Consider the following 15,114-nt stretch of genomic DNA (forward strand, 5'->3'; position numbering starts at 1 on the left):
GCTTAAAATTCCAAAAAAACTACTATATTTGATACACTGTCTCGAATATAGTAGTTGATAGTTTATTAAATAGGAATCCCATTCTTATAAAAATACCTAAAAAAATCCCCATTCAAAAGTGAATTGTTCCCAGTAAAATTCATTTTCAATATAAAATCCCATTCATGAAATAATTTCATCTTGGTGATTTTAAAAACGAATTGAAAACCGACGAACCTTTTACAATATGAAAAAGAAATACTACTGCCTTTACATTTTACTATGCATTTCACTGTATACCCTCTCGCAAACGAATGCTTCTATTAGTAAACAATACAAAGAACATTTTAAGCTTTCAAAGAATGAAGCAATATTCATTCACCTCAACAAAACAAGTTATTTAGTAGGTGAAGAAATATGGTTTAAAGGCTATATTTTTGACAAACGAAACGAAAGAAATTCTAATACTTCTACAAACTTATATATAGGTCTTTACGATACAGATGGTAAACAAGTTTCTAAAAAATTATTTCTTATTGACAAAGGACTTGCATACGGAAACCTAGAACTTGACAAAGAGCTAAACTCTGGAGTTTATTATATAAAAGCCACCACAGAGCAAATGGCTGACCAACAATTGGAAGAAGTATTTATTGAAGAAATTACCATTTATGGAAAAAATTATGCTCCTCAAAAACCAAACAACTCAGTAACTGATGAATATGATATTCAGTTTTTACCTGAAGGTGGACATCTTGTGAAAAATATTGAAAACACCGTTGCTTTTAAAGCAATCAATCAAGAAGGAAAAGGTGTCTATGCAAAAGGAATTATTTATGATGAAAACAATACTGAAGTCACTACTTTTGAAAGTAATCACTACGGAATAGGCACTTTGCAACTTTCACCAAAAAAGAATACTGTTTATACTGCAAAAACCACTTTTAAAGAAGAAAAAACTAACGAAAAAGCTTTGCCAAAAGTAGAAAACACTGGAATTACCATTCAAGTACACAATATTGAAAAAGACAGTGTGAAAATTTCAATGAATACCAATACGGAAACATTACGCAGCATCGTTTCCAAAAACTATACACTATTAATACACAAAGATGGTTTGACGCGTTCTATGCCATTTTCTTTTAAAAACACAGAAAAAGTAGACTTAACAATTGCGCGAAGTGGTCTTTTTAATGGTGTAAATACAATTACGCTGTTTGATGGAAAGGTACCGATTTTGGAGCGTATGTTTTTCAATAAAAAAGTAGAAAAGAATCTTTCGGTATTGGTTAAAAAATTAGAAACCGTAAAAGATGAATCAAAACTCTCTTTATATCTAGTAAAAAGAAGATCGGGAATTCTAGAAGCCAATGTGAGTATTTCTATACTACCTGGAACTACAGAAGCATACAATCCTGCAAATAGTATTTTTTCAAGCTTTTATTTAAAACCCTACGTACGTGGTGAAATTGAAAATCCGAAATACTATTTCCCTAACAATTCAAAGACAAAAAGAAAAGCATTAGACGCATTGCTTATTACCCAAGGTTGGAGTAAGTATGATTGGACAAATATTTTTAAAGTCAAATCTAAAAAAACAACTGTTCACCGAGGCATTACAATTCATGGAACGGTAAATTATCCAACAAAAGGTGTCACTGGAATGTTTTTATATGACACCAAAAAATTACCATCACAATATATTCCAATTGATAAAGAACGAAATTTTGTAGTGAAAAATTTATATCCTGAAGCAGGTGAAAAACTACGCTTCTCGTATGTGAATAACAAGCAAAAATTTTTAAAACCAAAATTGTATTTACGTTACAGTGTAAACAATCAAGAAGATTTTATTTCAGAAAACGCTAGTATTGACCGTTCATTTTTAAACAAAAATAACATCTTCATACTTCCAAATGGTTTTTTTCCAGATGATGCAGAAGCATTAGACGCTGTATTGATAGAAGGAAAGGGGAAAGAAAAGGAGAGAAATATAGACCCGATGATGGTGAATGCCAAAGAAACTAAAATTGGAATGAAAGAATACTTGCAATATCCTCAAGTTAAAAACATCATTGAAAATAGCGGTTATGACGTATCTGACGACCCTTTTGATATGCAAAACTTACGCATTTTTTCACGAAAAAGATTAACATTAGAAGGTCCACCTGGAGCTCCACGCGGTTCTAAAGTTATATCTCCTCTGATATTTTTAGATGACGCTCCGCTATCTGATTTCAGGATTTTGCGAAATCTTTCAACCGCTAATGTAGAGCGAGTTGTTATCAATAAAACAGGGCAAGGGTATGGTGTGCGCGGCATTGGTGGCGTTATTAAAATATACTCCAGAGAAACTCCATTGGTTACTAATACCAGTTCAAAAAAAGAGACGTTTGCAAATTATTCGCCACCTATTGGCTTTAGTGTTGCAAAACAGTATTACGAACCAAAATACCAGTCATTTACAAACGAAACCTATCAAAAATATGGCGTTATTGATTGGCGACCAAACAACACTATTCCTAGAAGAGGACCATTCAATTTTGTAGTAAAACACAAAGATGTAAAAGCGATTACATTGTTTATTGAAGGACTTTCTAAAGATGGAAGTTTAATTTCTGAAAAAAGAACAATCACTATTCAAAAAGAGACTAAATAACACAAGCAATTGCTATGAAAAAACAGCATTATATCATGTTTTTGTTTTTAGCAGTTGTCTTCAATACGTTTGCACAAACTGAAAAAACAATACAAAACACATACGAACGTTATTTTGATTTTCGTACCGAAGCATTATTTCTTCATTTTAATAAATCTACCTATTTGGTTGGCGAAGAAGTTTGGTTTCAAGCCTATTTATTAGATCGTAAAAAAACGCGAGTTTCGGACGAACCCACAAATATGTTTGTCGGTATTTACAATGAAAAAGGTATTCAACTCACAAAAAAATTATTCCATATTCAAAACGGAGTTACGACTGGGAATCTCAAAATAGATAAAAAACTTCCTTCTGGAAACTATTTTGTAAAAGCTAGCATTAACAATAAAAACAACGCACTCTTTAATACAGATTATATTGAAAAAATTGCCATTATAGGCGCTACAAAAACTACAAATACAAAAGAAGAAAAATCTGCTAATTCCTTTGATATTCAGTTTTTGCCAGAAGGTGGACATATTATTGAAAACACTAAAAACCGTATTGCGTTCAAAGCCATCAATGCAGAGGGAAAAGGTGTAAAATGTTCAGGAATTATTCGCGATAAAAACAATAATACAGTGGCTGAATTTAATAGCAATCATTTAGGTATTGGCAGTTTTTTTCTTGAAGCATCAGCCAACGAAACCTATGCTGCACAAGTTAAAATTACACAAAACTCAGCACTCAATATTGCGCTTCCAAAAGTACAACAAAGAGGTTTCAATATCATTGCAAACAATATTCAAAAAGATAGTATTCGTATAGATATTCGCACCAACAAAACAACACTAGCAACAGTCGCTTCTGATAAGTTTACACTTCTTATTCATAAAGATGGTGCATCTAAAGCAATTCCTCTCAAAATAAAAGACACACTTATATCACAAGTAATTTCCAAAAAGGAATTGTTTAATGGCATAAATACCATCACGCTTTTTAAAGGAACAAAACCAATTGTAGAGCGCATGTTCTTCAATGAATATTTTATGCGAAAAACGGCGTTTATCATTAAAAAAGCTGCAACTTCTAAAGATTCTGTTACGCTCGATGTATTCATGATTAAAAGCAAAAAAAATACAGACGATGCAATTGTTAGTATTTCTGTATTGCCAGAATCAACCAAAAGTTACGATCCTGCACACAATAGTTTTTCATCTTGCTATTTAAAACCATATTTAAAAGGTTTTATTGAAAACCCTTCTTATTATTTTAGAAACAATACCGTAAAAACTCGAAAAAACTTAGATATGTTACTCATTACGCAAGGTTGGAGCAAATACGATTGGACCACTATTTTTAATAACAACACCAACAAAAAACCAAGCTTTACCAACGGAATTACAGTAAGTGGCACGGTAAATTATCCGACGAAAAACGTAAAAGGTATTTACATTCAACAAGGCGAGTACAAATCAGCATTTTTTGTGCCTATAAATACAAAACGAGAATTTACACACACGCACTTTTTCCCAAAAGATGGTGAAAACATTAAAATTGCGTACGCTAATTCTAAAAAGGAATTTTTTAAACCAAAATTATATCTAAAATACGATGTTTTAAGTGCCGAAGATGCGGTAGAAAACCCATTATTCATTGCTGAAACCAATCAAAAAAAAGAACCAATTCGTTCCATAAAAGCATTTAACGTAAGTGATGATACCGAAGCACTTGATGCGGTAATTTTGGAAGGAAAGAAAAAAGAGAAAAGCAATCATCCTGATCCGTTGTTATTAGACTTAAAGAGTCTTGAAGTAGATCTTGATATGACGTATCGATTTCCAAAAGTAACTGATATACTCAGAAATTATGGTTACAACATTATTGTTGATCACGTAAGAGGTTCCAGATTGAGTATTACAACTAGAAAACCTATGACACACACAAAGTCAATATCTCCATATATATTTATTGATGATATACAATTGGAAAATTTTGATTTCATTAGCAATCTATCTACTGCTGATGTTAAAAAAATAACCGTTAGTAGAAATGGATACGGATATGGTTTGATTGACGCAAGTGCTGGTGTTATTAAAATCTACTTAAGATCTACTCCTTTGTTTAATGATGAAGCGAGTGAAGATTTTATGATTACGCGAGTACCTATAGGATTTAGTGAAGCCAAAACTTATTACGCACCGCGATATGAAAATCTATCGAGCAGAAACTTTAATTATTACGGCGTAATTGACTGGAAAACGAATGTGCAAATATCGCGATCTGGCGTACATCAAATCAAAATTCCGAATACTGGAACGGAAGAAATTACACTTTTTATTGAAGGTATTAGTAAAGATGGCGGATTGATTTCGCAGCGAAAAACGATTAGTGTGTATGAGTAATGCTGATTTGTATTTTTGTTGATTTGTTACTTTGGAAATTCTAAAATACCAAGAGCAAAGCGCGTCTGACATGAAAGTAGTTCTCGATACATTTTATCTCCATTTTATTCTGATAAAACACTCGAACAGACGTTTGGAGAATTGAAGTCGAATTTAAAACAACAAACGTCACATCGAGTTAATTTATGCAATAAATTTGTATCGAGATGTACTAAGAAAATGTAACGAAGTTGATACCAAAATATCAAGAGCACCAGCACTAATCCTGTCGAAGCGAATCTAAAGCAAAGCGTTACTAAAAATCCAAGAGCGTATCGCATCTAATAATCGAGTTTCAAAGTAGTTCTCGATACAATTTTTTATCAAAAATCACTCGAACTGACATTTAATAAAAGTTTAGCTAGTAGTTTCAAAGACTACCAAAACACTAACAATCCAACAGGCAAAGCCGAGTCTGACAATCACACTTCCTCATTCTTTATTTTACGCTGATAGTAGAATGCAGGCAGTAAAATCAACACAAAAAGTGGTTGAATTAAAAAGCGTCGTACGTAAAATGTAAGCAAATAATCTTCTGCTAAATCGTGCTGAATGAGATAAAAATACAGTGATACCAAAATCACAAAAGCAACAATATACAAACCAAGTGAAAACTTAATTACATGTATGTTTTCAAAAGCAATATATATAATTGCTAAGGAAACAATCATATTCAACACATATCGAAATACATGACTAAAAAAGAGTGACCAAGCTTCGTAATCTGGAATTGCAGCTTGTAAATAATCGTTTTTAAAAAAGTTTAAAAATGGATCATAGAATAGTTCGTTCTCGAAAGCGCGTATTAAAACGAGCAATCCGAAAAGGAATCCAATAACGATATATTTCCAAATTTTCCCCATCTACTTTTTTGAAAATTTTTGAACCCAAAACATCCACAGCAAAAATACCATTCCATAGATAATAGTAGGAAACACAATTTGATGCAACAAATATTCTTGGTCTGGAAAACGATACAATCCAATACCCAAAACGACAATTCGCAACAAATTTGCTAAATACACTAAGACGCTTCCGACAAGAATAAATAGCACTGTATTTTTTAAATTTCCTGTAAACGCAATCACAAATGTAATAAACAAAATGAGCACGCTAATTGAGTTGCAACCTTCTACAATACGCCCCACATAATTACCATGAACTAGTAATTTCATTGTTGGTTCCGATTCATGAACCTCAACATTGGCAGTATATCCAACCGCATTGATAATACTTTCTGTTTGATTTGCCACAATACGTGTTACACCATCTGGTTCTCCTTCAAAATTTGACAAATACAAACTATACACATACGTCAATATTGCATACACAATAAAGAATTTAACGATAAATCCTAAAGCTGATTTGTATTTTTTAATGCTTTCTAACACAATTATTGAATGGTTCTAAGTGTTACAAACTTACTCTAAAACGATTGAAAATATCACATTTTCTACAAAATTTGTCGAATTCATTTTCGAAGTCACTTTATTCGCAATCTCATGAAAGATTTTTAGATTTTTTTCGACTATTTTTGTGAAAATTTAAGTTAAAAGAAACATGGCATTAGCAACATATAAACCCGAAATAGTAAACATTATTTCTAACGATACACTTTCTGTAGATGATCGCATGACAAAAGTGTGCGAATTATTACAAGAAAATATTGACCATTACGACTGGGTTGGTTTTTACTTTAAAAACGGAGACAAACCCGAATTAAAATTACGTGCCTTTGCAGGTGAACCAACAGATCATACGATTATTCCTTTCGGGAAAGGAATTTGCGGACAAGTTGCTGTTTCCAATGAAAACTTCTTGGTTCCAGACGTACAAGCGCAGGACAATTATATTGCATGTAGCATTCACGTAAAAGCAGAAATAGTAATTCCATTATTCGTAAATGGTGAAAATATTGGTCAAATTGATATTGATTCAAATACTCCTGATCCTTTCACTAAAGAAGATGAAGAGTTTTTAGAATTCATTAATGCGGAAGTAGCTAAGATACTTTCTTAATTAAGTATTGAGATTTTAGTAGTGAGTATCGAGATATCTTCGAAATATACCTTTTGTTACTTCGAGTAAGATCAAAAGCTAAAACAGACTATCTTCTTCAACATATTTTTAAAGCTGATATACAATAATTTGGATATTGTATATCAGCTTTTTTTATTCTAACTCCAGAATAAAAATATAAATCGTTTTCAAACACATTCAGTCTACTTAAAAAACGATTTTACACAAACAATCTTTCAAGGATTTCTATTTTTTCAAGAACCAATGCAAACAGTTAAAAATAAAAAGCTATATTTGGTTACCCAAATTGGTTAACCAATTTAATTGTTCATAATTTCATTAGGATGAAAACTAAAATCATTTTTATAATTGGCGTTTCTGGTGTTGGAAAAAGCACCATAGCAAACCTGTTATCCAAAGAATTGCAGGTTCCTTTTTTTGATGGAGACGATTTTCACTCTAAAAAGAACATTAAAAAAATGTCTGATGGGAAACCATTAACTGATGCAGATAGATATGACTGGCTTCAAAGCTTGCATGATTTGGCAATAAAACATGTAAAAGTAAAGAAGAGTTGTATCATTATTTGTTCAGCATTAAAACAAGCGTACCGAGACATTCTAAATCATCAAATAGAACAGCATTCTGAATGGGTTTTTCTACATGGCTCTTTCCTTCAAATTAAAAAACGGCTAGACAATAGAAAAAACCATTTTATGAATTCTGAACTTCTAAAATCACAATTTGACATCTTGGAAGCACCTGTAAATGCTATCAAAATAAACGTAGAAAAATCTCCCGAACATATTGTAGAAATCATAAAAAATCAACTCAATGAAAAATCTGAATTTGGCCTTTTCGGACTAGGTGTGATGGGGAAAAGTTTGAGTAGAAATCTAGCCAACAATGGTATAAAACTCTCATTATTTAACAGACATGTAGCTGGTAAAGAAGAAAATATAGCGCTCAATTTTAAAAATAAATTCCCTGAATTAGCTACAGCACTTCCATTTGATGATGTAGCATCTTTTGTAAGTTCTATACAAAAACCTAGAAAAATAATGTTGATGGTCAATGCAGGGAAAACCATCGATTTGGTAATCGACAATTTATTACCGTATTTATCTGAAGGAGATATTATAATTGATGGTGGAAATTCGAACTATAACAAAACGAAAGAACGTCACGATTACTTGATATCTAAAAATATCCACTTTATAGGTACTGGAGTTTCTGGTGGAGAAGAAGGTGCTTTGTATGGACCTTCAATAATGCCTGGTGGAAATGAAGAAACCTATAAAAAAGTACAAACTTATTTAGAAAAAATAGCCGCAAAAGACAAAAACAATCTGCCATGTTGTAGCTATGTAGGATCTGAAGGCAGTGGGCATTTCGTAAAAATGGTTCACAACGGAATTGAGTATGCAGAAATGCAATTGCTTGCTGAAGCTTTTACTTTATTAAAGAAATTAGGGAAAAACCCAGATGAAATTGCTGCTATTTTAGAATCTTGGAAAGCAATTGAAAACAGTTATTTACTTGAGATTACCATAGATATTTTAAGAAAAAAAGAGGGTGAAGACTGGTTGATTCATAAAATTATGGATAAAGCAGGAAACAAAGGAACAGGCAATTGGGCTACCATTGCTACAGCACAATTAGGTATTCCAAGTACAATGATAGCTACTTCCCTATTTGCACGCTACACTTCTTTTTTTAAAGAAGAAAGAAGTGCCCTAAGTGCACATTTTGACACGAACGATCTTTCATTAAACTCGAATAAAGAAGATATTTTAAAAGCATATCAGTTTGCAAGAATCATCAACCATTACCAAGGTTTCAAGTTGATTAAGGAAGCATCAAACCGTTACAATTGGAATATAAACTTAAGTGAACTTGCAAGAATTTGGACCAATGGATGCATCATCAGATCTGATTTAATGATGTCTTTAGTGACGACTTTTAAAACGGTTGATCATATATTACAGGCTCCAGAAATCATTGAAAAATTACAATCCTTAAAACCATCCATAAAAAAAGTTGTAGCAGCAGGAATTGTAAACGAAGTAGCAATTCCAACCTTAACCGATGCGATTAGTTTTTTGAATAGTATTTCAAAAGCAAATTCATCCGCAAACATAATTCAAGCACAACGAGATTATTTTGGAGCACATACGTATGAAAGAACAGATGATGCTTCTGGAAAATTTTATCATACGCATTGGAATGAAAATTAATCTATTAAAAACAATAAACTATGGCAGTTTCTGATAACAAGAGTTCTTTTCTAAAGAAAATTATTAAGATCATTTTAGCTTTCGGACCTGGTATTTTTGCCATTGGTTATACGATTGGTACAGGTAGCGTAACTTCTATGATTGTAGCAGGTAGCAAGTTTAATATGCAATTGCTTTGGGTACTATTATTAAGTTGTTTATTCTCTGGAGTTTTAATGTTTGCGTATGGAAACTATGGTTTAATAACGGGCGATACAGCTTTATATGGTTTTAAAAAACATTTGAAATACGGGAAAATTTTAGCCATATTGATCATCATAGGAATTACTTTCGGACAATGGAATTCTTTGATGGGAATTTTAGGGATTTCATCCAACATCATTTATGAAATATTAGCGGTCAATTTTGAAGGTATCAACGAGCATAAATACATGTTTGTTTTAACAATCGCAATTGTAATCATTGCTGTTTTTTACCTACTGATGCTCATAGGAAAGTATTCGTTCTTTGAAAAAATCCTAATCATATTTGTAACGCTGATGGGGTTCTCATTTATTTTTTCATTATGCTTTGTAAATCCGCTTCCTAATGATGTCATAAAAGGATTAATTCCGTCAATACCAGATGTTCCTGGTGGAAAAATGTTAGTAGCTGCTTTCGTAGGAACTACTATGGCAGCCGCAACATTTCTATCAAGACCCTTATTTGTAAAGGGAAAAGGATGGACCATCAAAAATTTGAAACAACAAAAAAGAGATTCAATAGTGGCCGCTATCTTGATATTTATCATTAGTGCTACTATTATGGCCGTTGCTGCTGGCGCACTTTTTTATGAAGGAAAAGAAGTCAATCATGTATTAGACATGGCAAACACGCTAGAACCTGTGGCTGGGAAATGGGCAGTAACTATATTCTTTTTCGGTGCCTTAAGCGCTGGATTATCTTCTATTTTCCCTTGTCTTTTAATAGCACCATTGTTATTGGCAGATTATCAATCAGGAAAGTTAGACACCAATTCAAAACAATTTAGAATTGTAACTTTTATCGCTTGCTTAGTTGCTTTAATCGGTCCTGTTTTTGGTGGAAACCCTATTGAAATTCAAATTTTATCACAAGTATTCAATGTATTTGTATTACCAGCTGTTATTCTTGGTATTATTCTATTGGTAAATAATAAAAAAGTAATGAAAGATTATAAAACAAGTATTTGGGTCAATCTTGGACTTTACGCAGCTATGTTTTTCTCTTTAGTGATTTCCTTTAACGGAATTGTAGCACTGACAGAATATTTTTAAAAATTGATTCCTATGAAAATTAGTTTAATAGATAAAGACAAAAAAAAATCATTACAGAATGATGTGATTTCCAAAATTCGAGACTTGGTAAATTCTAAGAATCTGGAAAAAGGAGACAAATTACCCTCAGAAAGAATACTATCTGAAAAATTTGGCGTAAACAGAAATCAAATACGTGAAGCTATTCGCAAACTAGAGTTTTACGGAGTCCTAAAATCGATGGCACAAAGCGGAACGGTTTTAAACATTGGATTAATTGGTTTTAATGGAATTGTCAATGAAATTATTGAACTCGATGTTCCTTCATTCAACGAATTGGTAGAAACAAGAATAACCTTAGAGTTAAAAACGGTTTGCTTAGCTGCAGAAAGAAGGTCTGAAGCTGACTTACTAAGCATTGAGGATGCTTTAAATTCCTATAAGATGAAAATGATTGATGGTGGAGATCATTTAGAAGAAGATTTATTATTTCATTTAGCAATTGCAAAAGCTAGTAAAAACAATACATTGTTAACACTAATGCTCTTAATTACACCTCCAATTCTCGCAGCTTATGACAGCGATACTGTTTGTGAAGGTGACCAAGTATTATCTGAAATTAAAAAGCATGAAAATATTTATGTAGCCATTAAATCAAAAGATAGTGCTCTTGCACAAAAAATGATGGAAGACCATTTTTATAAATTATCAAAACATATCGTAAAAAAATAATACGTTGAATATTTTTAAAAGATGAAAAACACAAAAATAACAGGTAAAAAAGTACTCATTACAGCTGGAGCTCAAGGCATCGGAGAATCTATTACGAAACACTTTATTGACAATGGTGCTCATGTTGCAATTCATTATTTTTCAAGCGCAGACACTGCAAACAAATTAGTTGAGTATGCTAAGAGCAAAGGACAAAAAGCCATTGCCATTAGTGGCGATTTAACAAAAGAGACAGATGCCAATACGCTCGTTAAAAAAACGATTGATGCGTTTGACGGATTAGACATACTAATCAACAATGCAGGTTCTTTAGTTGCACGCAAAATGTTGAATGAAATAGAAACTGATTTTTGGCATAAAGTAATGGACATTAACATGACGTCTATGATGTTTGTTACACGAGCAGCGAAACCATATTTAGCAAAAAATAAAAATAGCAGCATTGTAAATTTATCATCTCTTGCAGGTAGAAAAGGCGGACACGCAGGCTCTTTGGCATATGCCACAAGCAAAGGTGCAATTTTGACATTTACAAGAGCATTAGCTTCAGAATTAGGTCCAGACGGAATTCGAGTAAATGCCGTAGCGCCAGGTCTTATTCTTGGCACTTCGTTTCACAACACACATACAACCAAAGAATCAGCTACTAAAACAATAGCTGGTATTCCAATTCAAAGAGCAGGAAATGCAGATGATGTTGCACGAGCAGTCTTATATTTAGCATCAGAATATGACGGATTTATTACAGGTGCTACATTAGACATTAACGGAGGCGTTTACAACATGTAATTTATATAATAAACGGGGAGCTTTTCATTTTTTAAAATAGACTTTATACAAAACTTGATATCGTTTTTCACACACCAGATCCTTTCTTAAGCATTGAGCTATGAGCAGTTAGTATTGAGATATCTTCAATGTAAATTCTATTTAAATAAAGATTGCTCTTTGAAACAAAAAAATAAAAGCTGATGTGCATTTTTCAAAATGTCCGTCAGCTTTTTTATGCGTTAATTTTAGCATTTCACGAATCAATCTAAAATCAAGCTAAATTTCTCTATTTTTATTTGATTAAGAACGTGTTTTTTACGTGTTAATTATTACTTTTGCGGCTTCACAACAACACATTTAAACAACACAACTCGAATGAATTCCCAGAAACAAGCAAAATCAGCTTTAATTTCGGTTTTTAGCAAAGACGGTTTAGCTCCAATCGTAGAAAAACTGCATGCATTAGACATCACTATTTACTCTACTGGAGGAACAGAAAAATTTATCAAAGATCTTGGTATTCCTGTCGTTCCTGTAGAAGATGTAACTTCATATCCTTCTATTTTAGGCGGACGTGTAAAAACATTGCATCCAAAAGTATTTGGAGGAATCTTAAATCGTCAAAACAATGAAAGCGATGTTGCTGAATTGGCGGAATATGAAATTCCACAAATCGACATTGTCATTGTAGATTTATATCCGTTTGAAAAAACCGTAGCTTCGGGTGCGAGTGAACAAGATATTATTGAAAAAATTGATATCGGTGGAATCTCTCTAATCAGAGCTGCTGCTAAAAACTTTGCTGACGTACTTTGTGTATCCTCAGTAAACGATTATGAAGGCTTTTTAAACTTGTTAGAAACACAAGAAGGAACTTTTTCAATAGCAGACAGAAAAACATTTGCTGCCAAAGCATTTAATGTTTCTTCTCATTACGATACAGCAATCTTTAACTACTTCAACCAAGATCATGCAATTGCTGCATTGAAAGTAAGCGAAACAGAAGGAAAGGTATTGCGCTACGGAGAAAATCCACATCAAAGAGGATTCTTCTTTGGAAACTTCGATGAGATGTTCAACAAGCTTCACGGGAAGGAATTGAGTTATAACAATTTATTAGATGTAGATGCTGCGGTAAACTTAATGAGTGAGTTTACAAACGACGATCCAACATTTGCAATCTTAAAACATAACAACGCTTGTGGTTTTGCAACGCGTTCAACAATTCACCAAGCATATGTAGATGCATTAGCAGGTGATCCTGTTTCTGCTTTCGGCGGAATTTTAATTGCAAATACAGAAATTGACAAAGCAACAGCAGACGAAATTCACAAACTATTCTGTGAAGTAGTTATTGCACCATCATACACAGAAGATGCCTTAAAAGCGTTAAAAGGAAAGAAAAACAGAATCATTTTAATTCAAAATGAAGTTGCTTTACCAAAAATGCAAGTTCGCACCTGTCTAAATGGAGTATTGCTTCAAGATAAAGATGCAAAAACAGATGTTCTGGAAGATTTAACATATTCGACTAACAATAAACCAACGGAAGCGCAGTTAGAAGATTTACTATTCGCTTCTAAATTATGCAAGCACACAAAATCGAACACAATTGTTTTAGTAAAAAACAAACAATTATGTGCAAGCGGAACAGGACAAACAAGTAGAGTTGACGCCTTAAATCAATCGATCGTAAAAGCGAATGCTTTTAAATTTGATTTAGATGGAGCTGTCATGGCAAGTGATGCTTTTTTCCCGTTTCCTGACTGTGTAGAAATTGCAGGTAACGCAGGAATTAAAGCGGTAATTCAGCCTGGTGGATCAATAAAAGATCAATTGAGCATCGATTATTGCAATTCAGCTGATATTGCGATGGTATTTACTGGGACAAGACACTTTAAACATTAATTTTTTCGTACCTTTATAAGTCACTAAAGATGAATTATAAACGTACACAAATAGGAAGACATAACACATGGGATTTTTTGATTTCTTAACGGAGGAAATAGCGATAGATTTAGGAACTGCAAACACCTTAATTATTCACAATGACAAGGTCGTTGTTGATAGTCCATCTATTGTCGCCAGGGACAGGATGTCGAATAAAATCATTGCTGTCGGACAGGAAGCTGCTCGTATGCAAGGAAAAACCCATGAGAACATCAAAACGATTCGTCCATTGAAAGATGGTGTAATTGCAGATTTTGATGCGTCTGAAAAAATGATCAGTCTTTTCATAAAAAATATTCCAGCACTTAAAAAGAAGTTATTTCCGCCATCATTGCGTATGGTTATTTGTATTCCATCAGGAATTACAGAAGTGGAAATGCGTGCCGTAAAAGAATCGGCAGAACGTGTAAATGGAAAAGAAGTTTATTTGATACACGAACCAATGGCAGCTGCCATTGGTATCGGTGTCGATATCATGCAACCTAAAGGAAACATGATTGTTGATATTGGTGGAGGAACTACTGAAATTGCCGTGATCGCTTTGGGCGGAATTGTCTGTGACAAATCTGTAAAAGTTGCCGGTGATGTATTTACCAACGATATCGTGTATTACATGCGTACACAACACAACTTATATGTTGGAGAACGTACTGCTGAAAAAATTAAGATTCAAATTGGAGCTGCTACTGAAGATTTAGAAGTTCCGCCAGAAGAAATGTCGGTTCAAGGACGTGATTTATTAACAGGAAAACCTAAACAAGTACAAATTTCGTATCGTGAAGTTGCCAAAGCGTTAGATAAATCTATTTTACGTATTGAAGATGCTGTGATGGAAACCTTATCGCAAACGCCTCCTGAATTAGCAGCCGATATTTACAATACAGGAATTTATCTTGCTGGTGGTGGATCTATGTTACGCGGATTGGACAAACGTCTATCTCAAAAAACAGATTTACCCGTATATATTGCCGAAGATCCATTGCGTGCCGTAGTACGTGGAACAGGAATTACCCTGAAAAACTTAAGTAAATTTAAAAGTGTATTAATAGGGAAGAAGAATTAAATAACGC

General features: G+C 33.1%; 11 protein-coding genes. 9 read left to right on the plus strand and 2 right to left on the minus strand.

The window, feature by feature from the left end; translation table 11 throughout:
• Positions 1-226 precede the first annotated feature (226 nt).
• Positions 227-2,638: a hypothetical protein gene (locus ACRBBL_RS03220; protein ID WP_431367603.1), complete on the plus strand. Its 2,412-nt coding sequence runs from the start codon at positions 227-229 to the stop codon at positions 2,636-2,638.
• A gap of 14 nt (positions 2,639-2,652) precedes the next feature.
• On the plus strand, positions 2,653-5,022 hold the full coding sequence (locus tag ACRBBL_RS03225) for a hypothetical protein (protein WP_431367604.1): 2,370 nt from the start codon (positions 2,653-2,655) through the stop codon (positions 5,020-5,022).
• Positions 5,023-5,483: 461 nt separating this feature from the next.
• Here ACRBBL_RS03225 and ACRBBL_RS03230 read toward each other — a convergent pair whose 3' ends face one another.
• Positions 5,484-5,924, minus strand: a complete 441-nt coding sequence (locus ACRBBL_RS03230; protein WP_431367605.1) for an exosortase F system-associated membrane protein — start codon at positions 5,922-5,924, stop codon at positions 5,484-5,486.
• Positions 5,925-6,452 (minus strand): exosortase family protein XrtF, encoded by a 528-nt coding sequence (gene xrtF / locus ACRBBL_RS03235; RefSeq protein ID WP_431367606.1) that lies wholly within the window; start codon positions 6,450-6,452, stop codon positions 5,925-5,927.
• 169 nt (positions 6,453-6,621) lie between these two features.
• On the opposite strand from xrtF, the gene ACRBBL_RS03240 reads away from it, so the two are divergent.
• The 7 genes from ACRBBL_RS03240 (at position 6,622) to ACRBBL_RS03270 (ending at position 15,107) form a co-directional block, all read left to right on the plus strand.
• Positions 6,622-7,080, plus strand: a complete 459-nt coding sequence (locus ACRBBL_RS03240; protein ID WP_431367607.1) for a GAF domain-containing protein — start codon at positions 6,622-6,624, stop codon at positions 7,078-7,080.
• 344 nt (positions 7,081-7,424) lie between these two features.
• Complete coding sequence (gene gndA / locus ACRBBL_RS03245; RefSeq protein ID WP_431367608.1) at positions 7,425-9,317, plus strand: NADP-dependent phosphogluconate dehydrogenase; 1,893 nt, start codon at positions 7,425-7,427, stop codon at positions 9,315-9,317.
• A 20-nt stretch (positions 9,318-9,337) separates the two neighbouring features.
• Positions 9,338-10,612 carry an Nramp family divalent metal transporter gene (locus tag ACRBBL_RS03250; protein ID WP_431367609.1) on the plus strand — a complete coding sequence of 425 codons (1,275 nt, stop codon included), beginning with the start codon at positions 9,338-9,340 and terminating at the stop codon, positions 10,610-10,612.
• A gap of 12 nt (positions 10,613-10,624) precedes the next feature.
• Positions 10,625-11,323 carry a FadR/GntR family transcriptional regulator gene (locus ACRBBL_RS03255; protein WP_431367610.1) on the plus strand — a complete coding sequence of 233 codons (699 nt, stop codon included), beginning with the start codon at positions 10,625-10,627 and terminating at the stop codon, positions 11,321-11,323.
• A 21-nt stretch (positions 11,324-11,344) separates the two neighbouring features.
• Positions 11,345-12,112, plus strand: coding sequence for an SDR family NAD(P)-dependent oxidoreductase (locus tag ACRBBL_RS03260; protein WP_431367611.1), 768 nt, complete (start codon positions 11,345-11,347; stop codon positions 12,110-12,112).
• Between the two features lie 357 nt (positions 12,113-12,469).
• A complete protein-coding gene (purH, locus tag ACRBBL_RS03265; RefSeq protein ID WP_431367612.1) occupies positions 12,470-14,002 on the plus strand; it encodes a bifunctional phosphoribosylaminoimidazolecarboxamide formyltransferase/IMP cyclohydrolase in 1,533 nt (510 codons plus the stop codon).
• A 67-nt stretch (positions 14,003-14,069) separates the two neighbouring features.
• On the plus strand, positions 14,070-15,107 hold the full coding sequence (locus tag ACRBBL_RS03270) for a rod shape-determining protein (protein ID WP_405302835.1): 1,038 nt from the start codon (positions 14,070-14,072) through the stop codon (positions 15,105-15,107).
• Positions 15,108-15,114: the final 7 nt, after the last annotated feature.

Source organism: Kordia sp. (genome assembly GCF_050633145.1).
In the GTDB taxonomy this organism is placed as follows: Bacteria; Bacteroidota; Bacteroidia; order Flavobacteriales; family Flavobacteriaceae; genus Kordia.

Excerpts from the sequence above, each read along its gene's own strand:
- ACRBBL_RS03240 (WP_431367607.1), top strand. The coding sequence starts at position 6,622 with ATGGCATTAGCAACATATAAACCCGAAATAGTAAACATTATTTCTAAC.
- ACRBBL_RS03260 (WP_431367611.1), top strand. The coding sequence starts at position 11,345 with ATGAAAAACACAAAAATAACAGGTAAAAAAGTACTCATTACAGCTGGA.
- purH (WP_431367612.1), top strand. The coding sequence starts at position 12,470 with ATGAATTCCCAGAAACAAGCAAAATCAGCTTTAATTTCGGTTTTTAGC.
- ACRBBL_RS03255 (WP_431367610.1), top strand. The coding sequence starts at position 10,625 with ATGAAAATTAGTTTAATAGATAAAGACAAAAAAAAATCATTACAGAAT.
- ACRBBL_RS03270 (WP_405302835.1), top strand. The coding sequence starts at position 14,070 with ATGGGATTTTTTGATTTCTTAACGGAGGAAATAGCGATAGATTTAGGA.
- ACRBBL_RS03250 (WP_431367609.1), top strand. The coding sequence starts at position 9,338 with ATGGCAGTTTCTGATAACAAGAGTTCTTTTCTAAAGAAAATTATTAAG.
- ACRBBL_RS03225 (WP_431367604.1), top strand. The coding sequence starts at position 2,653 with ATGAAAAAACAGCATTATATCATGTTTTTGTTTTTAGCAGTTGTCTTC.
- ACRBBL_RS03220 (WP_431367603.1), top strand. The coding sequence starts at position 227 with ATGAAAAAGAAATACTACTGCCTTTACATTTTACTATGCATTTCACTG.
- ACRBBL_RS03230 (WP_431367605.1), bottom strand. The coding sequence starts at position 5,924 with ATGGGGAAAATTTGGAAATATATCGTTATTGGATTCCTTTTCGGATTG.
- gndA (WP_431367608.1), top strand. The coding sequence starts at position 7,425 with ATGAAAACTAAAATCATTTTTATAATTGGCGTTTCTGGTGTTGGAAAA.